The organism is Streptomyces sp. PH9007 (assembly GCF_059813725.1).
Genome location: NZ_CM187440.1, coordinates 4,418,291 through 4,438,442, shown reverse-complemented (window position 1 = coordinate 4,438,442; position 20,152 = coordinate 4,418,291). Strand labels below are relative to the sequence as shown.

20 protein-coding genes and 1 tRNA gene are annotated in these 20,152 nt (G+C 70.8%); 12 read left to right on the top strand and 9 right to left on the bottom strand.

Translation table 11 applies throughout. From position 1 onward, the window contains the following. The first annotated feature begins 8 nt into the window (after positions 1-8). Complete coding sequence (locus tag ACTFAP_RS20560) at positions 9-1,853, top strand: putative bifunctional diguanylate cyclase/phosphodiesterase (RefSeq protein WP_500467071.1); 1,845 nt, start codon at positions 9-11, stop codon at positions 1,851-1,853. Between the two features lie 96 nt (positions 1,854-1,949). Here the strand turns inward: ACTFAP_RS20560 and ACTFAP_RS20555 are convergent, their stop codons facing one another. Both ACTFAP_RS20555 and ACTFAP_RS20550 read right to left on the bottom strand, forming a co-directional pair. Further along, the gene (locus ACTFAP_RS20555) at positions 1,950-2,738 is read right to left on the bottom strand and encodes a maleate cis-trans isomerase family protein (protein ID WP_500467070.1); all 789 of its coding nucleotides are present in this window, start codon (positions 2,736-2,738) and stop codon (positions 1,950-1,952) included. Positions 2,739-2,777: 39 nt separating this feature from the next. Beyond that, on the bottom strand, positions 2,778-3,686 hold the full coding sequence (locus tag ACTFAP_RS20550; RefSeq protein ID WP_390121554.1) for a maleate cis-trans isomerase family protein: 909 nt from the start codon (positions 3,684-3,686) through the stop codon (positions 2,778-2,780). 236 nt (positions 3,687-3,922) lie between these two features. On the opposite strand from ACTFAP_RS20550, the gene ACTFAP_RS20545 reads away from it, so the two are divergent. Continuing rightward, the gene (locus ACTFAP_RS20545) at positions 3,923-4,939 is read left to right on the top strand and encodes a D-2-hydroxyacid dehydrogenase (protein ID WP_390121555.1); all 1,017 of its coding nucleotides are present in this window, start codon (positions 3,923-3,925) and stop codon (positions 4,937-4,939) included. Further along, on the top strand, positions 4,936-6,420 hold the full coding sequence (locus tag ACTFAP_RS20540; RefSeq protein ID WP_500467069.1) for an amidase: 1,485 nt from the start codon (positions 4,936-4,938) through the stop codon (positions 6,418-6,420). Before ACTFAP_RS20545 ends, ACTFAP_RS20540 begins: the two co-directional genes overlap by 4 nt. Here ACTFAP_RS20540 and ACTFAP_RS20535 read toward each other — a convergent pair. After that, positions 6,363-6,869, bottom strand: a complete 507-nt coding sequence (locus tag ACTFAP_RS20535; RefSeq protein WP_046724774.1) for a DUF3830 family protein — start codon at positions 6,867-6,869, stop codon at positions 6,363-6,365. The two genes, ACTFAP_RS20540 and ACTFAP_RS20535, sit on opposite strands and share 58 nt — an antisense overlap. 1,330 nt (positions 6,870-8,199) lie before the next feature. Between ACTFAP_RS20535 and ACTFAP_RS20530 the strand changes: the two genes are divergently transcribed. The 7 genes from ACTFAP_RS20530 to ACTFAP_RS20500 all read left to right on the top strand — a co-directional run bounded on the left by ACTFAP_RS20530 (position 8,200) and on the right by ACTFAP_RS20500 (position 13,709). Then, positions 8,200-8,493 (top strand): hypothetical protein, encoded by a 294-nt coding sequence (locus ACTFAP_RS20530; protein WP_500467068.1) that lies wholly within the window; start codon positions 8,200-8,202, stop codon positions 8,491-8,493. After that, positions 8,490-9,686, top strand: coding sequence for a S8 family serine peptidase (locus ACTFAP_RS20525; protein ID WP_500467067.1), 1,197 nt, complete (start codon positions 8,490-8,492; stop codon positions 9,684-9,686). The genes ACTFAP_RS20530 and ACTFAP_RS20525 overlap by 4 nt, the downstream gene beginning before the upstream one ends. A 60-nt stretch (positions 9,687-9,746) precedes the next feature. Further along, positions 9,747-10,670 (top strand): ectoine/hydroxyectoine ABC transporter substrate-binding protein EhuB, encoded by a 924-nt coding sequence (ehuB, locus tag ACTFAP_RS20520; protein WP_500467066.1) that lies wholly within the window; start codon positions 9,747-9,749, stop codon positions 10,668-10,670. After that, positions 10,670-11,368 carry an ectoine/hydroxyectoine ABC transporter permease subunit EhuC gene (gene ehuC, locus ACTFAP_RS20515; protein WP_453857675.1) on the top strand — a complete coding sequence of 233 codons (699 nt, stop codon included), beginning with the start codon at positions 10,670-10,672 and terminating at the stop codon, positions 11,366-11,368. The genes ehuB and ehuC overlap by 1 nt, the downstream gene beginning before the upstream one ends. Further along, positions 11,365-12,018 carry an ectoine/hydroxyectoine ABC transporter permease subunit EhuD gene (gene ehuD / locus ACTFAP_RS20510; protein WP_030736826.1) on the top strand — a complete coding sequence of 218 codons (654 nt, stop codon included), beginning with the start codon at positions 11,365-11,367 and terminating at the stop codon, positions 12,016-12,018. The genes ehuC and ehuD overlap by 4 nt, the downstream gene beginning before the upstream one ends. 27 nt (positions 12,019-12,045) lie before the next feature. Next, complete coding sequence (gene ehuA, locus ACTFAP_RS20505) at positions 12,046-12,837, top strand: ectoine/hydroxyectoine ABC transporter ATP-binding protein EhuA (RefSeq protein ID WP_030736829.1); 792 nt, start codon at positions 12,046-12,048, stop codon at positions 12,835-12,837. 113 nt (positions 12,838-12,950) lie between these two features. Further along, positions 12,951-13,709, top strand: a complete 759-nt coding sequence (locus ACTFAP_RS20500; RefSeq protein ID WP_390121562.1) for an IclR family transcriptional regulator — start codon at positions 12,951-12,953, stop codon at positions 13,707-13,709. Here the strand turns inward: ACTFAP_RS20500 and ACTFAP_RS20495 are convergent. After that, on the bottom strand, positions 13,666-14,133 hold the full coding sequence (locus tag ACTFAP_RS20495) for a flavin reductase family protein (RefSeq protein ID WP_500467065.1): 468 nt from the start codon (positions 14,131-14,133) through the stop codon (positions 13,666-13,668). The genes ACTFAP_RS20500 and ACTFAP_RS20495 overlap by 44 nt on opposite strands. A gap of 81 nt (positions 14,134-14,214) precedes the next feature. Between ACTFAP_RS20495 and ACTFAP_RS20490 the strand changes: the two genes are divergently transcribed. Further along, positions 14,215-15,735, top strand: a complete 1,521-nt coding sequence (locus ACTFAP_RS20490) for an MFS transporter (protein WP_500467064.1) — start codon at positions 14,215-14,217, stop codon at positions 15,733-15,735. A 31-nt stretch (positions 15,736-15,766) separates the two neighbouring features. Here the strand turns inward: ACTFAP_RS20490 and ACTFAP_RS20485 are convergent, their stop codons facing one another. From ACTFAP_RS20485 to ACTFAP_RS20465, 5 genes are all read right to left on the bottom strand, one after another. Then, positions 15,767-16,135, bottom strand: a complete 369-nt coding sequence (locus ACTFAP_RS20485) for an antibiotic biosynthesis monooxygenase family protein (RefSeq protein ID WP_500467063.1) — start codon at positions 16,133-16,135, stop codon at positions 15,767-15,769. A gap of 88 nt (positions 16,136-16,223) precedes the next feature. After that, positions 16,224-16,652: an OsmC family peroxiredoxin gene (locus ACTFAP_RS20480; protein ID WP_030736841.1), complete on the bottom strand. Its 429-nt coding sequence runs from the start codon at positions 16,650-16,652 to the stop codon at positions 16,224-16,226. Between the two features lie 141 nt (positions 16,653-16,793). Then, positions 16,794-16,879 (bottom strand) — tRNA-Leu (locus ACTFAP_RS20475). Positions 16,880-17,055: 176 nt separating this feature from the next. Then, complete coding sequence (locus ACTFAP_RS20470) at positions 17,056-17,307, bottom strand: hypothetical protein (RefSeq protein ID WP_500467062.1); 252 nt, start codon at positions 17,305-17,307, stop codon at positions 17,056-17,058. A 185-nt stretch (positions 17,308-17,492) separates the two neighbouring features. After that, positions 17,493-18,815, bottom strand: a complete 1,323-nt coding sequence (locus tag ACTFAP_RS20465) for a DUF445 domain-containing protein (RefSeq protein ID WP_500467061.1) — start codon at positions 18,813-18,815, stop codon at positions 17,493-17,495. Between the two features lie 12 nt (positions 18,816-18,827). Between ACTFAP_RS20465 and ACTFAP_RS20460 the strand changes: the two genes are divergently transcribed. Then, positions 18,828-20,132, top strand: coding sequence for an SGNH/GDSL hydrolase family protein (locus tag ACTFAP_RS20460; RefSeq protein WP_500469516.1), 1,305 nt, complete (start codon positions 18,828-18,830; stop codon positions 20,130-20,132). Positions 20,133-20,152: the final 20 nt, after the last annotated feature.

The window sequence follows — 20,152 nt, the reverse complement described above, 5'->3', positions numbered from 1 at the left end:
AGCGATCGGTGAACGGACCCATCCCAGGACCGGGCGGCCCACCCGGCGGCGCCCAGGACATCTCCCGGCCGGTCATCACGGAGCGTGATGTTCAGGCCGGCTACCGGGCCGACCAGCAGACCGGTTCCCGGACCGATCACCGGGCCGACCACCGGGCCGACTACCGAGCCGCGTTCCGGATCGCCTCCGCGCCGATGGCGCTGATCTCCCCCGCCGGCCGGATCACGGCCGCCAACACGGCGCTGGAGACCCTGCTCGGACACGGCCCCGGCGAGCTGGCGGGCCTCCCCGCCGACGCCGCCACCGGACTCGACCTCGGCCTGGACGGCGACACCCGGGGCCCGTACCACGCGGTGCTCAGCGGGCGGCGCGAGCAGCTGCGCTGCACACGGCGGCTGAAACACGCCGACGGGCACACCGTCTGGGCGGAGGTCACCGTGCGGCCGTACGGGCCGGACGGCGGCGCCCTGCTGTCGGTGCTCGACATCACCGAACGGCGCGAGCTGCGCGAGAAGCTGTGGCACCTCCAGATGCACGACCCGGTCACCCGGCTGCCCAATCGCTCGCTGTTCGTGGAACGCCTCACCGCCGCCCTGAACGACTCCGCCACCGGCCGGATCGGCCTGTGCTACCTGGACCTGGACGGCTTCAAGGCCATCAACGACACCCACGGCCACCGGGTCGGCGACGAACTGCTGAGCGCCGCCGCCCGGCGGCTGAGCCAGTGCACGAGCGGCACCACCGGGACCGGCACCCTGGTGGCGCGGCTGGGCGGCGACGAGTTCGCCGTACTGGTGGAGAGTTCGGCCGGCACGGATCAGCTCACCGGGCTGGCCCAGGCGATGCTCGCCGCGCTCCAGCGTCCCTTCGACGTGGCGGGACAGCGGCTGTCCGTCTCCGCGAGCATCGGCGTCGTGGAGCGCGAATGCGCCGGCGTCAACGCCACCTCCCTCATGCAGGCCGCCGACACGACGCTCTACTGGGCCAAGGCGGACGGCCGGGCCCGCTGGACCGTCTTCGACCCCGAGCGCAACGCGCACCGCATGACCCGCCAGTCGCTCACCGCCACGCTGCGCCCCGCCATCGAACGCGGCGAGTTCGTCCTCGAATATCAGCCGATCGTGGCACTCGCGGACGACACCCTGCGCGGCGTCGAGGCGCTGGTGCGCTGGCAGCACCCGCAGTTCGGGCGGCTCACCCCGGACCGTTTCATCGGCCTCGCCGAGGAGAACGGCGCGATCGTGCCGCTGGGCCGCTGGGTGCTCACCGAGGCGTGCCGGCAGGCCCGCGCCTGGCAGCTCAGCCACCAGCACCGCCCGCCGCCGTTCGTCAGCGTCAATGTGGCGGTGCGGCAGATGTGGGACTCGGACGTCGTCGCCGACGTCACCCGGGTGCTCGCCGAGACCGGGCTGCCCGCCGGGCTCCTCCAGCTGGAACTCACCGAATCCGCCGTCATGGGCCCGGCCGGGCGGCCCCTCCAGGCGCTCCAGGAGCTGTCCGAGATGGGGGTGCGGATCGCCATCGACGACTTCGGCACCGGCTACTCCAACCTCGCCTACCTGTCCCAGCTGCCGGTACGCGCCCTCAAGCTCGACGGGACGTTCGTCAAGGGGTTCAGGACCGCCCGCCACCTCAACCCGGCGGACGAGACCATCGTGACCGCCCTGGTGGACCTCGCGCACAAGCTGGGCCTGACCGTCACCGCCGAATGCGTGGAGGGCCAGGCCCAGGCCGACCGGCTGCGCCGTATCGGCTGCGACACCGGTCAGGGCTGGCTGTACGCGAAGCCGCTGCCGCCCGAACGGATCACCGCCATGATCGGCGGGACGACGGGGTTCGCAGACGGTCCCTGACCGGCTGAGCGGCCGACCGGCCGGGGGCCGGGGGCCGGGGTGCGCTTCCTGCGGGCCGGGCGCCTCGTCGGACGCCGGACGCCGTACGCCAGTCGTTCAGGCCCGGTCGAACAGTGCGCCGAGCGCGGGCACCCGCACCGTACGGCCCAGCAGCCGCAGGCCCTCCCACGCCGTCACCTGGTTCGCGGTGAGCACCGGCTTGCCCAGCTCCGACTCCAGCTCCGCCACCCACGCCGCCGTGTGCAGCGCCGTGTCCGGCAGCAGCACCGCCTGCGCCGCCGGGTCATCGCCCTCGCGGGCGATCCGCAGCACGTCCTCGCGCCCCCAGGTACCCACCTCGGCGGCTGTGATGATGCCGCTGCCCCGGGTGCCGACCACCTCGGCGCCCGCCACCTTCAGGAACTCGGCGAACAGACCGGCCACGTCCTCCGGGTACGTCGCCGCGATCGCCACCCGGCTCACCCCCAGCTCGGCCACCGCGTGCGCGAAGGCGAAGGAGGTACTGGAGGCGGGCAGCCCGGCCGCCTCGGAGAGCGCCGTCACCTGCTGGCCCGCGCCCTCCCAGCCGTATACGAAGCTGGCGCTGGTGCAGGCCCACACCACCGCCCGCGCGCCCGCGCGCTTCAGCTCGCCGACCCCCGCCGCCAGCCGGGCCACCGCGCCCATCTCCAGCAGCGCGTCCACGCGGTGGGCGTCCGTCCCCATGTCGGTGTGGACCAGCGGCAGCCGCACCCCCGCCGCCCGGGGGTCACCGCTGTCCCGCAGCAGGGCCTCCATCCGGGGGTAGTCGTCCTCCGCCGAGTAACCGGGGTAGAGGAATCCGACGGTGCCGTCCCCGTCGTCCGTCACGTCCGTGCCGACCGTGAGGTCCCTGCTGTCGTCCATACGGCGCTCGCTTCCTGCTCGTGCTCGTCGTGGTCACCCTCAGCCGGGCTGCCGGCCACCGCCGAGGTCGTCCGGGAAGACCGGGAAGACCGTCCCGCCGGTCGTCTCCAGCGGGCTCTCCTCCCCCGCCGTCGCCGCTGCGGCGGTCGGCTCCGGCGCGGTGACCGTGGGCAGCGGCGGCAGGGCGGACAGCGCCTCCAGCGAGGCCCGCGCGGCCGGGTCGAGCAGCGCCTGGTACGGGCCCACCGCTTCCTTGCCGATCATCCGCAGCGCCTTCCAGACCGTGACCTGGTTCGCCGACAGCACCGGAATGCGCAGTTCCGCCTCCAGCTGCGGGATCACATCGTAGGTGGCGAGGTTGGTGCAGCTGATGAACAGCGCGTCCGGGGCGTCGGCCGCCGTCGCCTCGCGGGCCATGTTCACCACGTCGCGGTAGCCGACCCGCCAGATCTCCCGGGTGAGGCCCAGATAGCTGCGTCCGCTGACCTCGACCCCGGCCGCGTGCACGAAGTCCTCGAGGGAGTCGGTGACCGAGCGGGTGTATGGGGTGATCACCGCGACGCGGCGCACACGCAGTTCGCGCAGCGCCTCCAGCAGCGCCCCGGAGGTGGTCATGGCGGGGGCTTCGCCCGCCTGGGTCATCGCGGTGGTCATGGCCATCTCGCCGGCCACCCCGCCGACGAAGCTGCCGGAGGTGCAGGCGTACGCGATGACCTCGGGGGACACGGCGGACAGCGCGCGTACCGCCTCCCGCAGGGTCTCGTGCTCGGAGACCATCCGGGCTAGGTCGAGGCTGACCTCCACCGGCACGAACGGGGTTCGTGTCACATGCAGGGAGATGTCGTCGGGCACCCACCGCCACAGTTCGCGATCGAGCGCGAAGTCGAACGGCGCCACGACTCCGACCCCACGCTGCGGCTGCGGGCCACCCAGGAAGGAGACATCCATTTCACACCCCATATTCAAACGCAGGGGCGGCGCAGAACCAGTCTGGCCGGACGATGACATATACAGAAACGCACAACCGGTCGGCGAATCTTCCGGTACCGGGACGCCGGGAGGCGATGGCCTTCGTTGACGAAGGTAGTTTCTTCTCCCTACCGTGGTCAATCCTTGGCCGCACCTCCATTGGCGCCACCTTCTCCCCAGCCAAACACGCCCTCGTTTCGAAACGGTTTCGCCGGATGCCCGAATCCTGTGTCCTGGTCCTTGACGCCGACCCCCTGCCCCGCCTCGACCGGCTCGCCGGGCGGGCGCGCGTCCTGCACGCCGACGGCGCCGCGGCCCTTGCCCGGCAGCTGCCCCAAGCGGATGTACTCCTCGTGTGGGACTTCGGCTCCGACGCGGTGCGCGAGGCCTGGCCCGGCGCCGGAGCGCGCCCGGCGTGGGTGCACACCGCGAGCGCCGGCGTGGACCGGCTGCTCTTTCCCGAACTGCTGTCCGCCCCGACGATCATTACCAATGCCCGGGGTGTCTTCGACCGGCCGATCGCCGAATATGTTGCGGGCCTGGTCCTGGCCATGGCAAAGGATTTCCTGGGCAGCTGGAAATTGCAGCAGGAGCGCCGCTGGCGGCACCGGGAGACATTCAAGGTGTACGGAAGCCGGGCGGTTGTCATCGGATCAGGTCCGATCGGCCGGAGAATCGGTTCGACGCTCATGGCACTGGGTGTCGATGTGACACTCACCGGCCGCCGTGAACACACCGGCGATCCGGAATTCGGCCGGGTGCGGGCCGCCGACGACCTGCCCGTTCTGCTGCCGGAGGCCGACTGGGTGGTGTGCGCGGCACCGCTGACCGAGACGACGAGGGGCCTGTTCGACGCGGACGCGTTCGCCCGGATGAAGCCGACCGCGCACTTCATCAACATCGGACGGGGCGGCCATGTGGTGGAACCCGACCTGGCGGCGGCCCTGCACGCCGGGGCGCTGGCGGGCGCCGCGCTGGATGTCTTCGCCACCGAACCGCTGCCCGCCGACAGCCCGCTGTGGGACGCGCCGGGGCTGATCGTCTCGCCGCACATGAGCGGGGACACCTTCGGGTGGCGCGATGACCTGGCGGAGCAGTTCCTGGACAACTTCGACCGCTGGTCGGCGGGGGAACCGCTGTTCAACGTGGTCGACAAACGGCTGGGCTACGTGTCGGGCGACGGCCCGGGCACCGGCGCGGCCACCGGCGGAGGGGAAGGGAAGCCCACGTGAGCGTGGACGAGGAACTGACCGGCTGGACGGCGACGGAACTCACGCGGGCGTACGCGGCGGGCGAGGTCTCCCCCGTGGACGCGACGCGCGCCGCGCTCGCCCGGGCCGAGGCCGTACAGCCCGAACTGAACGCGTTCGTCCTGCTCGATCACGACGGCGCCCTGGAGCAGGCGCGGGCCGCCGAGGACCGCTGGCGGCGCGGCGCGGCGGCCGGTCCGGTGGACGGTGTCCCCGTCACGGTGAAGGACATCCTGCTGATGCGCGGCCACCCCACACTGCGCGGCTCGGCCGCGCTGTCGGCCGAGGGCGTGTGGGACGAGGACGCGCCGGCGGTGGCCCGGCTGCGGGAGTCGGGGGCGGTGTTCACCGGGAAGACGACCACGCCCGAGTTCGGCTGGAAGGGTGTGACCGACTCGCCGCGCCACGGCGCGACGGGCAATCCGTACGCCCCGGAGCGTACGGCCGGCGGATCCAGCGGGGGCAGCGCCGCGGCGGTACGGGCCGGGGCCGGGCCGCTGAGCCTGGGCACGGACGGCGGCGGCTCGGTACGCATCCCCGGGTCGTTCTGCGGGGTCTTCGCGCTGAAGCCGACGTACGGACGGGTCGCGATCTATCCGGCGAGCGCGTTCGGAACACTGGCACACGTTGGCCCGATCACCCGGGACGCCCGCGACGCGGCGCTGCTGATGGATGTGATCGCCCGCCCCGACCCGCGCGACTGGTCCGCGCTGCCCGCAACCGGCGGCGCCCACGGCTTCCGTACGGCGGTGGCCGAGGCAGGAGACACCGTCCGGGGGCTGCGGGTCGCCTACTCGCCACGGCTCGGCCTCGACGGGGTGCGGGTCGAACCGGCCATCGCGGCGTCCGTGCGGCGAGTGGCCGAGAAGCTGGCCGAACTGGGCGCGGTCGTCGAGGAGACCGACCCGCCGCTGCCGCCGCTGGAACAGCTGCGGGAGGCGTTCCACGTGCTGTGGTTCGCGGGCGCCGCGCGGGTGATCCAGCCCTTCGACGAACGGCGGCGGGCGCTGCTCGATCCGGGGCTGCGGGAGATCTGCGGCCAGGGCGCCGGGTACGGGTCGCTGGACTACCTGGCGGCGGTGGACGTGCGGATGGCCCTGGGCAAGGCGATGGGCGGCTTCCACGAGGCATACGACCTGTTGCTGACACCGACGATGCCGATCGCGCCGTTCGCGGCGGGGGCTGAGGTGCCGGCGGCCTCCGGCATGACGCGGTGGACGGAATGGACGCCGTTCACCTACCCCTTCAACATGACGCAGCAGCCCGCCGCGACCGTGCCGTGCGGCACGGACGCGGACGGACTGCCGATCGGCGCCCAGCTGGTCGGGGCGCGGCACGCGGACGAACTGGTGCTGGCCGTCGCCCACGCGCTGGACGCCTCGGGCGCCACCCGGGTCGAGGACCCCTACGCGCGCCGGAAGTTGAGCGACTCACCGAGCGCGCCGGCCCGCCACAGGTCCTGACAGGCGTCGGCCATCCGGTCGAGCCCGTCGACCACGGTCCCCCACACGATGCCGGGCACCCAGCCGGCGTCGCCGTTGATGAGGAGGTTGTTGCGCTCGTAGAACAGCGCGAGATCGACGACGGTCGCCTTGCCCTGGTGGGCGGCGTGCGTCTCGTACCCGTAGGCCTTGGTGCCCAGCTGGGTGTCGGAGAAGGTGAAGTAGCACAGGTCGCCGGGGATCGGCGTGATGGTGGGGTTCTCCAGCGGCGGCTCCTCGGGGGCGAAGGGCGGCACGAGGGTGTAGATCTCGTTGCGGGCGTACTTGGCGTGGTAGACGTCGCCGCCCAACGGCAAGGCGTCCCACACGGCATGGCAGGTGATGGGCGCCCGGTCACTGAGCAGCTTGGCGGTACAGCTGACCCCGCGCTTGTCCAGCGAGACGGTGATGAACCGCTCCGAGTCCGACATGGGACATCCCTCCTGATCCGCACACGATGTTCTGCTGCTGGCATGGTGGCACACCGGAGCGTGTCGGCAGCGGAACGTATCCTGAGGCTCGAACGTCTTGGCGGGGAAAGGTCGACGGGGAGGGGATCGGACCGTGGAAGACGCCGACGGCTATTGGCACACATACCAGGGCGACAGCGCTGCGGAACAGCAACTGCAAGCCATGACCCACCAGCAACTGGCAGCCCTGCTCGCAGGGGCGAACCCCCAGGCTCTGATCGACCGGGGCGCCGCACTGGAGTCGGCGGCCGAGACTGTGGACTGGGTGGGCGAGCAGATCTGGGGCAGAGCCAACGAGCTGGAATGGGAAGGCCAGACGGCAGAAGAATTTCGGTCGTGGGTCAGTGATTTCCGGCGTGAGTCCGGCGCGCTGAAGACATACGCGACCTTGGTGAGCACAGCGATCACCAGGGCGGGTGAAGCCCTCCGCCAAGCCCAGAGCGAGATTCCGCCGGTCCGTGAGGTCAGTATGACGGCGACACCTGAACAGGCGTCGCAGGAGATGTTCCGGACGGGCGGACCCATGGTGACCCCGCTGGAAGCGGAGGCGGATCGCCAGGAAGCCGTGGCGGTTCTTCGTCGGCTGGCGTCCGTCTACCAGTTGTCGACGTGGACGATGCAGGACGCTCCGGAGCCGCGGTTCCGAGCGTTTGGCGAGACGCCTGAGTTCCCCGTGGACACGTCGCCGGGATCGCCCGGCGGTTCACACCGCCCTCCTGGAGGTCATGCTTCGCCACCGGGAACATCCGACACTCCCCAGCAGACGGCCACCGTGCCGGTCGCGCGAACAGGTGGTCAGCCAACTTCGCCCGTCGACAGCCCAGGTGCGATCTCCAACCCGGGGTGGGGCGTTGAGGGTGATGGTGTGGGGACGTCGTTGGATTCGGTGGGGGTGGTGCCGAATGGTGGGGCGCCTCCGGTGGCTCCGTCGGGGTCTCCTCCGCCGGTGATGACGGAGCGTCCGGTGGGTGGTGGTCCTGTGCAGCAGCCGGTGATGGGTCCCGTGCCCGGGTGGCCGACACCTGGCCAGCCCGGGCACGGGCGTGGCGGTGGGGGTCAAGTGCCGCCGGTGCGCGGCCCGGGTCTACGTCCGGGTGAGGCGCCCCCGGTGCGCCCGCCGTCCGGTCCGGGTTCACAGCCGCCAGTGGGACGACCCAACGCGACCACGCCAGGAGGCCAGCAGCCACCCGTGGGCCGCCCGCCCATGAGTGGCGGTGGTCCCGGTTCTGGTCCTGGTGGGGCTAATCCCTGGGGCCGGGCGAACAACTACGGCCTGCTCGGCGGTAAGCCGGTGCCGAACGCGAAACCCACCGTCGCATCACGCATCCCGCCCGGCGGGGTGATCCAGCCCGGCATGAACGCCGCCAACTCCCGCCTGACACCGTCCAAGGGCGACCAGCCCGCAGTACCGCGCCCCACCTATGGCAAGGCCACAATCGACGGACGGCCCGCAACCGGCCGTGGGGATCGCGGACGGTCCCTGCCCAAACCCACCGGCGTGATCGGCCTGCCCGGCCAGGGCAGGAAGAACAGCAAGAAGAAGAAAAAGAAGAACGAGAGCAAGGACGACAGGCAGCAGCCATGACCCCCACCCGCCGGGCCCTCGCCACCACCCTTGCCCTCACCGCAGCCCTCGCCACCGCACCCACCACCGCACAAGCAGCCGACACCCCCCAACACCCCTGGTACTTCGACACCCTCCGCGTCGAACAAATGTGGCAACACACCACCGGTGAAGGCATCACCATCGCCGTCATCGACACCGGAGTCGACAGCTCGCTCCCCGAACTCCAAGGCCAAGTCCTCGACGGCACCGATGTCATGTCAGATGGGGCAGGATATGACGTCGACCTCGACGCCCACGGCACTGATATCGCCGCGCTGATCGCTGGAACGGGATCAGCCGAAGGAATTCAAGGGATTGCCCCGGGCGCCAAGATTCTCCCCATTCGCAGCAGTAGCCGAAGTTCCATCTTCTCGGTCGATAAAATTCCGGGTGCAATTGAATACGCCATTGATGCAGGCGCCCAGATCATCAATATTTCTCTGGGTGGCCCGGACCTTGGAAACGAACAGGAAGTATTCCACGCCGCACTCACTGCGGCCGCCCGGCATGATGTCCTCATCTTTGCATCGGCTGGAAACAGCGCCCAGGAAGGAAATGTGCCCTCCTCACCTGCCTCCCTCGATGGGGTCGTGGGCGTGGCTGCGGTGGGCGACGGAAATCAGCGGGCGTCGTATTCCGCGCACGGCCCGCATGTCACTCTCGCCGCCCCTGGTGACGATGTCCCAGGCCACTGCGGTGATCTCACCGGCCCGGCCTGCATCCGCGAGGAGGGTGGCACCAGTTCCGCCACCGCTCTCGCCTCCGCCTCCGCCGCGCTCATCTGGTCGCAGCACCCCGACTGGACCAAGAACCAGGTCCTGCGCGTCATGCTCAACACCGCAGAACGCCCCGACGACCAGCGACGCGATGACTACACCGGGTACGGCATCGTCCGCCCCGACCGGGTCATCGTGGATGGGGAAGGCGACCCAGGCGACCCCGACAGCCCGCCCATCTTCCGCGACTGGGAAGCGGGCCTTGTGCCGCCCGTCACACCCGAGCCGACGCCCGAAACGACTCCGGACGACAGCGCCGATCCCGCCCCCGGGCCCGAGGCGGAAGCCGCCGCCACCAGCGAGAACAGCAGCTCGCTCCCGTGGATCCTCGGCGGCACCGCCGTCGTCCTGGTCGTCGCCGTGACCGGATGGGTTCTGTACCGGCGACGCGTCTGATCGGATGATGTACCGGAAAGGAGTCGCATAAGTTCGTTGAGGCTGGGTAGCCGCGCCGCCATGGCTCCACCGCAACGGACAAAATCGACACCTTACGAAAGACGGACGTCAAACGGCATCAGTCGGCGATCACTCCTCGCCGGTGCCGCCGCCTTCGGCGCCTTCGGCTCCCTGGCTGCCGCGTGCAGCAGGATCCCCCCGGAGGGCAGCGTCGAGGGCGGCGATCTGCTGGAGCGGCTCCGCTCCCGTGGCTCCGTCAAGGTCGGCATCGCGAGCGAGCCGCCGTTCGGCTACATCAACAAGGACGGCGAGCCCGACGGCGAGGCCCCGGCCATCGCCAAGGTGATCTTCACCAGGCTCGGGATCGACAACGTCACCCCGGTGCCCGTCGAATTCGGCGCGCTCATTCCCGGGCTCAAGGCGCAACAGTTCGATGTGGTCTCCGCCGGGATGTACATCAATCCCACCCGGTGCGCCCAGGTCCTGTTCTCGGACCCGGACTACCTCATGCTGGACTCGTTCATCGTGCCCGCCGGTAACCCGCACAACATCCAGCGGTACGAGGACATCGCCGAGCAGGGCCTCGTCCTCGCCACCGGCACCGCGTACGCCGAGATCGACTACGCGCTCGCCGCCGGCATCCCGGACAGCAAGCTGCTGATCCTCCCGGACCAGGTCGCCGGCCTCGACGCCGTCGTCCAGGGGCGGGCCGCCGCGTTCGCCGGGACCAATGTCACCGTCACCGGCGTCGTCGAGAATTCCCCCCGGGCCGAGGCCACCGAACCGTTCCAGCCCTATGTGAACGGCGAGCCGGCCTACGGTGCGGGCGGCTTCGCCTTCCGTCGCTCCGAGAAGAATTTCCGCGACGCCTTCAATGTGGAACTGCACAAACTCAAGGACAGTGGCGAGCTGCTCGAAATCGTCAGCCCCTTCGGGTTCACCGAGGCCGAGATGACGGACCTCACGGCCGAGGAGCTTTGCTGATGATGACCTCAGGAATGTTCCACAACTATTTCCTCCCGGGGATCTGGATCACCGTCCAGGTGACCCTGTACAGCGCCGCGCTCGCCGCGGTCGTCGCGTTCACGATCGGCACGCTGCGCACGTCGCGCCTGTGGATCGTCCGTTTTCTCGCCGGCGCCTATTTCGAGATCTTCCGCGGGATGTCCGCGCTGGTGATGCTGTTCTGGCTGGCGTTCTCCCTGCCGCTGATCCTCCAGTGGCAGCTCGTCCCGATGTACGCCGGCGTGCTCGCGCTCGGCCTCACGTACGGGGCGTACGGGTCCGAAGTGGTACGCGGCGCGCTCGCCGCCGTGCCCGTCGCCCAGCGCGAGGCGGGGGTCGCGCTGGGCTTCTCCCGGGCCCAGCGGTTGCGCCGGATCGAGATTCCGCAGGCCTGGCCCGAGATGGTCCCACCGTTCAACAACCTGCTGATCGAGCTGCTCAAGGGCACCGCGCTGGTCTCCGTCATCGGCGTCGCCGACATGACGTACGCCGGCAACCTGGTCCGGCTCGGCAGCAATGAAAGCGCGCCCGTGTACACCCTGCTGCTGGTTCTCTACTTCGCGATGGCGTTCGTCCTCACCCGCGGCATGCGGGTCGTGGAGCGGGCCGCCAAGGCGGGGGTGGGTCAGGCGCCCGCCCTGAAGTTCCCGCTGCGTGTGGGGGGCGGTGCACGATGAGCTGGAGCTGGGACGTCGTCTCCGACTTCATGCCCGACTTCTGGAAGGGCCTGCTGGTCACCCTCCAGGCACTCGCCCTGGGGACCCTGATCGCGTTCTCCCTCGGCCTGGTGTGGGCGATAGCGCAACGTTCGCGCTTCCGTGCCGTGCGCTGGCCGGTGAACGCGGTCACCGAGTTCATCCGCAACACGCCTCTGCTGGTGCAGTTGTTCTTCCTGTACTTCGTGGTGCCCGAGTGGGGTCCGTCCATGTCGGCGCTGACCACCGGCATCGTGGGCCTGGGGCTGCACTACTCGACGTACACGGCCGAGGTGTACCGCTCCGGCATCGGCGGCGTGCCGCCCGGCCAGTGGGAGGCGGCCACCGCGCTCAGCCTGCCGCGGGTGCGCACCTGGACCGCGGTCATCCTGCCGCAGGCCATCCGGCGGGTGGTCCCGGCGCTGGGCAACTACGTCATCGCCATGCTCAAGGACTCGCCCATGATCGCGGTCATCGGCGCCCTGGAGATGCTCGGCGAGGCACGCAGCTTCAGCAACGCCACCTTCACCTCCGAGGCGTACACCATCGTCGGCATCGCGTTCCTGGTGATCGCCTACCCGGCCTCGCTGCTGATCCGCGCCCTCGAACGCCGGCTCGCGCTCACCACCTGATCCGACTGCATTGAGAGACCCCAAGCCATGAGCAACGATCCCAGCCGTGCGAACGGCACCGAACTCGTCCGGTTCGACAAGGTCACCAAACGCTTCGGCGAGGTGACCGTCCTCGACGAACTCGACTTCTCCGTCGCCACGGGCAAGCACGTCACCCTCATCGGCCCCTCAGGATCGGGCAAGACCACGATCCTGCGGCTGCTGATGACCCTGCTGCGGCCCGAAGAGGGCACCATCACCGTCGACGGCGACCTGCTCACCCATGAGGAGAAGAACGGGAAGCTGGTACGCGCCGGGGAGCGGCACACCCGCGAGGTCCGCAAGAAGATCGGCATGGTCTTCCAGCAGTTCAACCTCTTCCCCAACATGAAGGTGCAGCGCAATGTGATGGAGGCGCCGGTCCATGTCCTGGGCATGGACAAGGACGAGGCGGCGCAGCGGGCCAGGGAACTGATCGAGCTGGTCGGGCTGACCGAGCATCTCGACAAGTACCCCAGTCAGCTCTCCGGCGGTCAGCAGCAGCGGGTGGCGATCGCCCGCGCGCTGGCGATGCGCCCGCAGGTGCTGCTGCTGGACGAGGTCACCTCCGCTCTCGACCCGGAGCTGGTGGCCGGCGTGCTGGACGTGCTGAGCGACATCGCGCACAGCACCGACATCACGATGATCTGTGTGACGCACGAGATGAGCTTCGCGCGCGACATCTCCGACCGTGTGCTGATGTTCGACAAGGGCAAGATCGTGGAGTCGGGGTCGCCGGAGAAGATCTTCAGCGATCCTGAGAACGACCGGACCCGGGAGTTCCTGAGCACCGTGCTGTGATCGCGGGGTGGTCCGGCACCGGGGGAGTCACTTGTGCCGGACCGCCTCCCTGGTGGCCGCATCGTCGCTACCCTGGGTCCGAGCTGGCACAACTCCCCCTCCAGGAGGACGAAGTGGCGATCACACCCGGGCTGACCGCCCCCTTCCACTCCGTGCAGTACGCGCTGCGGCTGCTGGAGACCGTCGCGGGCCACCCCGACGGCATCCCGGAGAACGAGATCGCCGAGCACATCGATCTGCCGCCCGGTCAGCTCTCCCACCTGCTGCTGATGCTGACCCGCGAGGGGTACGTGCACCAGCTGCGGGACGGCGCGTACCTCCCCGGTGAGGCGCTGATCCTGCTGAGCCGGGGCGGTGACCGGCAGCGGGCGCGGCACGAGAAGTTGCAGGAGGCGCTGGACGCGCTGCGCGTGGCGCTGGGTGCCGCCGTGTACATCGGGCTCTACCGGGACGGCGAGCTGGAGGTGCCGCACGTCTCGGACGCGCCGGAGACGCCGCCGGTGCACCAGTGGGTGGACTTCCGGTCGGCGGCGCACGCCACGGCCATCGGCAAGTGCCTGCTGAGCCAGCTCGATCACGACGGGCGGCAGGACCACTTCTCGCGGCACCGGGCGGCGCGGCTGACCTCGCGGACGATCACCGACGCCCGGGTCCTGCTGAACTCGCTGGAGCGGCAGCCGGCCACCATGCCGGTGCTGGATCTCCAGGAGTACGCGGTGGGTACGCTGTGCGCCGCGGTGCCGCTGACGGCCGGGGCGACGGTGGGCTGTCTGGCGCTGTCGCTGCCGGTCGGTGAGGCGCACCGGCTGCGGCAGGCGGCGGAGACGCTCAACCGCAAGGCGGCCCCGGCGCTGCTGTCACTCGCGTTGTAGCCGGCGGAAGGCGCGTACAGCGGCTGAACGCGGTGAAGGAGCCGGCCGTCTCGGCCAGGCAGACCAGGATCAGCGGTGGGTCGGCGGACACCGAGCAGAACGAGGTGGCGGTGACGCCGCGGCCGCGGCCCTCGGCATCCCAGGTGGTGACGACGACGACTCCGGCGGCGTGCCGGGCCATGGCGGCGCGGAAGGCCGCCGGATCGACGGCGGTGGCCCCGGTCGGGTCGGCGGGCGCGGTCATGGCAGCACCACCGTGAGGGCCGCGTAGTTGAGGCCGGCGCGCCAGGCTGAGCTCCACCAGGACCTGGGGCTTGCGAGAGCGTTTGGTGCGCGCCACCACACGGGGCATGAGCAGCAGCAGGGTGCGGACCCCGTCATCCACGCCGGTGCCGTCGTTCTCGGGCACACCATCGCTTGACATGCCTCCGCCTCCAAAATAGCTTTGCCTCCAAAGCAAATTAGTGTTGCTTTTTAAGGTACGCCTATCGGAGGGGTCCTTGGCATGACTGGCCAAGCGTTAGCGGACGAGAGAGAAGCGGCGCGCTACAGCCCACGCCGCTGGGCGGCACTCGCCATCACCCTGTTCGCGGTCCTGATGGACATGGTGGACAACACGGTCCTGAACGTGGCCCTGCCCTCGGTCCAGGCCGACCTGGGGTCGTCCTCCTCCCAACTGGAGTGGGCCGTCGCCGGGTACACCCTGGCCTTCGCCGCAGCGATGCTCACCGGCGCCCGGCTCGGTGACCAGTTCGGCCGCCGCCGGATCTATCTCCTGGGCCTGGCCGGCTTCGTGGTGGCCTCCACCCTGGCCGGCGCCGCCGTCAATCCGGAGATGCTCATCGCCTCCCGGGTGTTCCAGGGCGCCGCCGCCGCCATGATGGTGCCGCAGGTCCTGGCGATGCTCCAGATCGAGTTCCCCAAGTCCGAACGCCCCAAGGCCATGTCGCTGTACGGGCTGACCTTCGCGGTCGGCGGCATCGGGGGCCCGCTGCTGGGCGGGGTGCTGCTGGAGGCCGACCTCTTCGGTCTCGACTGGCGGCCCATCTTCTACATCAACATCCCGATCGGCGTGGCCGCGTTCATCGGCGCCCTCCTCCTGACCCGTGAATCGCGCGGTGAGAAGCTGCGCGGCTTCGACGGACGCGGCACCCTCATCGCCACCGCCGGTCTGCTGTGCCTGCTCTTCCCACTGGTGGAGGGCCGCGAACTGGGCTGGCCCTGGTGGACGTTCGCCCTGATGGCCGCCTGCCCGGCGGTGCTGTGGCTGTTTATCCGCTACGAACAGCGCATCAGCGATCTGGGCCGCTCCCCCATCATCGCTCCCAGCCTGCTGCGGCACCGCGGCGCCGTCGGCGGGCTGCTGGTCGCCATCCTCTTCTTCTGCGGCATGGCCTACCAGCTGGTCATGACCGTCCACCTCCAGGTCGGCGAGGGCTACTCCCCGCTGCGTACGGGCCTCACCATGGTCGCCTTCACCGTGGGCGTCGGCATCGGCTCCGGCTTCGCGCCCAGGCTGATGCCGCTGGGCCGCCGGGTCGTCTTCCTCGGCTGCTCCATCATGGCCGTCGGCATGGTGATCATCACCGTCACCGTCGACCGGTACGCCGGCTCGCTGGAGCCGTGGCACCTGGCCCCCGGCATGATCGTCTCCGGGCTCGGCATGGCGATGGTGGCCGGCACGCTGGTGAACATCGTGCTCGCCAAGGTCCCGCGCTCCGCCTCGGGTTCGGCCTCCTCGCTGGTGAACACCGCCATCCAGGTCGGGGTCGCCACCGGCGTCGCCATCGTCGCCACCGTCTACTTCTCGGTGCTGGACGGCGGCAACCCGCCCGCCGAGGCGGCCGTCACCGGCCTGTGGACCGTCGTGGGACTGTACGTCCTGGCCGGCCTGTCCGCGTTCGTGCTGCCGCCCGGCCGGGTCGAACTCGTCGAGGACGACGGCGAGGACGTGAGCGGCTCACCGACCACCTCCACCGGGGACCGGCCCGCGGTGTCCCGGGAGGAAGCCGCGGTCCGTCCCTGAACCCGGGGACCGCACCGTGGCCGCGGCCGGCTCAACCGTGACCGGGACGATCTCCGCTGACCGGCGCCGCCTGCTGAACCACCTCGAAGGACCACAGCTCGGAACCGGAGGCGGCGGGCTTGCGTCCCTCACCGCCGGAGCCGCCGGAGCCGCCGGAGCCGCCGGAGCCGCCATGCGCCTGCCGCATGGACCCCTGCATCCAGTTCTGGAAGTCCTCCTCGCTGCGCCAGCGGGTGTACACGAGGTACGTGTCCGTGCCCTCCACCGGCCGCAGCAGCTCGAACCACTCGAACCCGTCCTGCCCCTCCACCGCACCGGCCCGCGCGGCGAACCGGCGCTCCAGTTCCTCGCGCTGCTCGGCGGGAACGGTCAGAACATTGATCTTCACCACGCTGGCCATCGGCGGACGCCTCTCTCCGGGGGTACGAACCACCGCCCAGCGTACGGCGGCCCCGGCATCCTGGGATGCCGGGGCCGCACGCGTCGGATCAGGCCAGCAGCTCGGCTTCCAGGGTGATCGTGACACCGGCCAGCGCCTTGCTGACCGGGCAGTTCTCCTTGGCGGTGGTGGCCGCCTCCTGGAACGCCTCCGCCGACAGACCGGGCACACGCGCCTTGACGTTCAGCACGATGCCGGTGATCCCCTCACCCGGCTGGAAGGTGACGGACGCCTGCGTCTGCACGGTCTCCGGCGGCGTGCCGGCGCCGGCCAGGCCGTGCGAGAGGGCCATGGAGAAGCAGGAGGAGTGCGCGGCGGCGATCAGTTCCTCGGGGGAGGTCCGCCCGTTGGGCGTCTCGGCCCGCGAGGGCCAGTTCACCTCGAACGTCCCGATCCCCGAGGACTCCAGCGCGACAGTCCCCGACCCCTCCATGAGAGAGCCGGCCCAATTGGTCGTGGCGACACGGGTGGTTGCCATGGTCGATCCTCCAGAGAATCAGCTGAAGCAATACCCCCACACGCTATCGGCACGCACAGCGGATCGCCCGGATCGACCCCGGACACGACGATGGCCCGGCTCCACCGCGGGAGCCGGGCCATGGTCCGATGTCACCATGGGTACGGCCGACGGGACTCGAACCCGCACGGGCTTTCGCCCACGAGCACCTAAAGCTCGCGCGTATAACCATATTTCGCCACGGCCGCTTGATCTGTCTCATGGTACCGGGGCGTCCCTCGGTTCGATACTTCCGCGATCAGGCCGAGGCGCGCCGTGCGGCTCCTCCCCGACACCAGGTATCCGTCACCGCGTGACAGTTCGGACACAGCAACCGCAGGTTCTGCTCGCGGTCGTCGCGCCAGTCGCCGTTCCGGTGATCCACCTACAGCGTCATGGGTTCCCCGAGCCAGACCGGCCCCGTGCCGCACTCCGCGCAGATCTCCGGGCGGCCGATGTCGGCCAGCGCACGGCGCAACAGTACGGTCGTGGTCCGGCGGGCACCCGCGTGCTTGGCCAGGATCTGTTCGGCCGGGCGACGCGCCGGGCTGCGGTGCCCGCGACCGTGGGCCTGGCCGAGCAATCGCGAGGTGTCGCAGCCGGAATCCGTGAGTGCCCGTCGGAACCGCGCCCTCATGCGGCCCGCTTGCCCCGGCCCCGGTAGGCCGCCGTCGTCGCGTGGCAATTGGGGCACAGCAAACGGAGATTGGCCGCCTCCGCGAGGCGCTCCCGTGTGTCCCGGCTGGCCATGAGTGCTCCCCTTCGACCGTCCGTCCCGGTCTCGTACGGATCAACGATCCGGGTGCCCGGCGGTGACGCCGGTCAGGTGAGGAGCTGGGTCGCCGTGTGGATCACCAGGCCGGCCAGGGAGCCGATGATCGTGCCGTTCAGGCGGATGAACTGGAGGTCCCGGCCGATGTGGAGTTCGATCTTGCGGGAGGTGGTGCGGGCGTCCCAGGAGGCGACCGTGTCGCTGATCAGCGAGGTGATCTCGCTCCGGTAGCCGGACACCACGTGCAGCGCCGCGTCCGTCACCCAGCCGTCCAGCTTGGTGTCCAGGCGGTCGTCCGTCGCCAGCCGCTCGCCCAGGGAGAGCAGCGCCGCCCGCGCCCGCAGCCGCAGCGCGCTGTTCTCGTCCTCCGCCGCCGCCATGATCATCGCCCGGACCGCCGCCCAGGCGGAGGCGATCAGGTCCTGCACCTCGGGCCGGCGCAGCAGGTCCGCCTTCAGCCGCTCCACCCGCGCCCGGGTGTCCGGGTCGTCCTTCAACTGCTGGGCGAAGTCCGTCAGGAAGCGGTCCAGGGCGCCGCGTGCCGGGTGCTGGGGGCTGTCGCGCATCTCGGTGACGAAGCGGAGCAGCTCGCGGTAGACACGTTCGCCGATTCTGCGGTCCACGAACCGCGGGGTCCAGCCGGGGGCGCCGCCCTCCACCGCTTCCATGACCGCGTCGCGGTGCAGGATCAGCCAGTCGTGGGCGCGGGCGCACACGAGGTCGACCATGCGGTGGTGGGCGCCGGCCGCGACGGTGCGGTCGAGCAGGTCGCCCAGCTGCGGGGAGATCTCGCGGCGGCCGGCCTGGCGGGTGATGGCCTCACCTATCACGGCCTGGACGTCGGCGTCGCGCAGCACGGTCAGTCCGCCCCGCACGGCGGTGGCCAGTTCCGCGGTGACCCGGTCGGCGTTCTCCGGGCGGGCCAGCCAGGTCCCGGCACGCCGGGACAGGCCCAGGGAGCGGAGCTTGTCGCGCACCACGCCCTCGGAGAGGAAGTTGTCGCCGACGAAGTCGCCGAGGGACTGGCCGAGCTGGTCCTTCTTGGTCGGGATGATGGCGGTGTGCGGGATGGGCAGGCCCAGCGGGTGGCGGAAGAGGGCGGTGACGGCGAACCAGTCGGCGAGCGCGCCCACCATGCCGGCCTCCGCCGCGGCGGCCACGTAGCCCGCCCAGGCGCCGGCTCCGCTGTGCTCGGCCCAGGTGGCGAGCGCGTACACGACGGCGACGGCCACCAGCAGGCCGGTCGCCACGCCCTTCATGCGGCGTAGGGAACGCTGTTTCGCCACATCTGCTGCCGTGAAGCTCATGTCCCCCATTGTCGGGGGTGGGGTGATCCGAACGGACGAGCCCGTGCCGTCCGATCGTGGGATCATGTGCGGGTGGGTGTGGGAGTGGTGGGTGTACGGCGGGCTCCGGCGTGGTGGGCGGCCGGGGTGGTGGCGTTGCTGGTGATCGTGTCGGCGGTGCTGTCGGGGCTGCCGGGTGATGAGGGCCGGCCGGTACGGGCCGCCCCGGGTCCGCCGGGCGCGGTGGTGCCGGCGTCGCAGGGCGCGTGGGTGGGGGCCTGGTCGGCGGCGCCGACGGGGTCGGAGCCGAGCACCCGGGACGGTCTGGGCGGGCGGTCGCTGCGCAACGTGGTGCAGGTGTCGGCGGGTGGGACGGCGGTGCGCGTGGAGCTGTCCAACCGGTACGGGAGCCAGCCGGTGACGTTCACGCGTGCCTCGGTCGGGCTCGCGGTCGAGCCGGGCAGCGCGGAGGCGGTGGCGCACAGCGTGGTGCCGCTCGCGTTCGGCGGCGGGGCCGCGGTGACGATACCGGTGGGGGGCGTGGTGCTCAGTGACGCGGTGGCGCTGGCGGTGGAGCCGGCGACGCGGCTGCTGGTGTCGGTGTACGCGCCGGGCCCGTCGGGGCCCGTGACGTATCACCGGCACGCCCGGGAGACGAACTTCTCGGCGCGCGGTGAGCACACGGCGGACGTGTCGGGGGCGGCGTACACGGCGACGACGGAGCACTGGCGTTATCTGACGGGAGTGCAGGTGTTCTCCCCCGCGTCGCCGGGCGCGGTGGTGGTGCTGGGCGATTCGCTGACGGACGGCATCTCCTCGACGCCGGGGGCGGGGCATCGCTGGACGGATTTCCTGGCGGCGCGGCTGGAGGGGACGCCGGTGCTCAATCTGGGGATCAGCGGCAACCGGCTGCTGCGCGACGGTTCGCCCGGCAGGTCGTACAACGGGGCGAGCGGGCTGAGCCGGCTGCACTCGGACGTGTTGCGCCAGGAGGGCGCGACGGTGCTGGTCGTGCAGCTGGGGATCAATGACATCCTGCGGGCGCCGCGCGAGCCGGACGCCGGGGAGATCGTGGCGGGTCTGGAGCGGCTGGCCGCCGGGGCCCGGGAGAACGGGCTGCGGGTGGTCGGGGCGACGCTGATGCCGTACGAGGGGCACTACGCGTGGAGCGAGCGGGGTGAGGCGGTCCGGCAGGAGGTCAACGAGCGGCTGCGGGCGGGCGGGGTCTTCGATGGCCTGATCGATCTGGACACCGCGCTGCGCGATCCGGCGGACCCGTCGCGGCTGCTGCCCGCGTACGACTCGGGTGACGCGCTGCACCCGACGGACGCGGGGTTCCGGGCGATGGCGGAGGCGGTGGATCCGGCGCTGCTCCTGGGAGTGGAGCCGGCCGCGGTGCTGTAGGCCGTTCGGGGGAGCCCGGG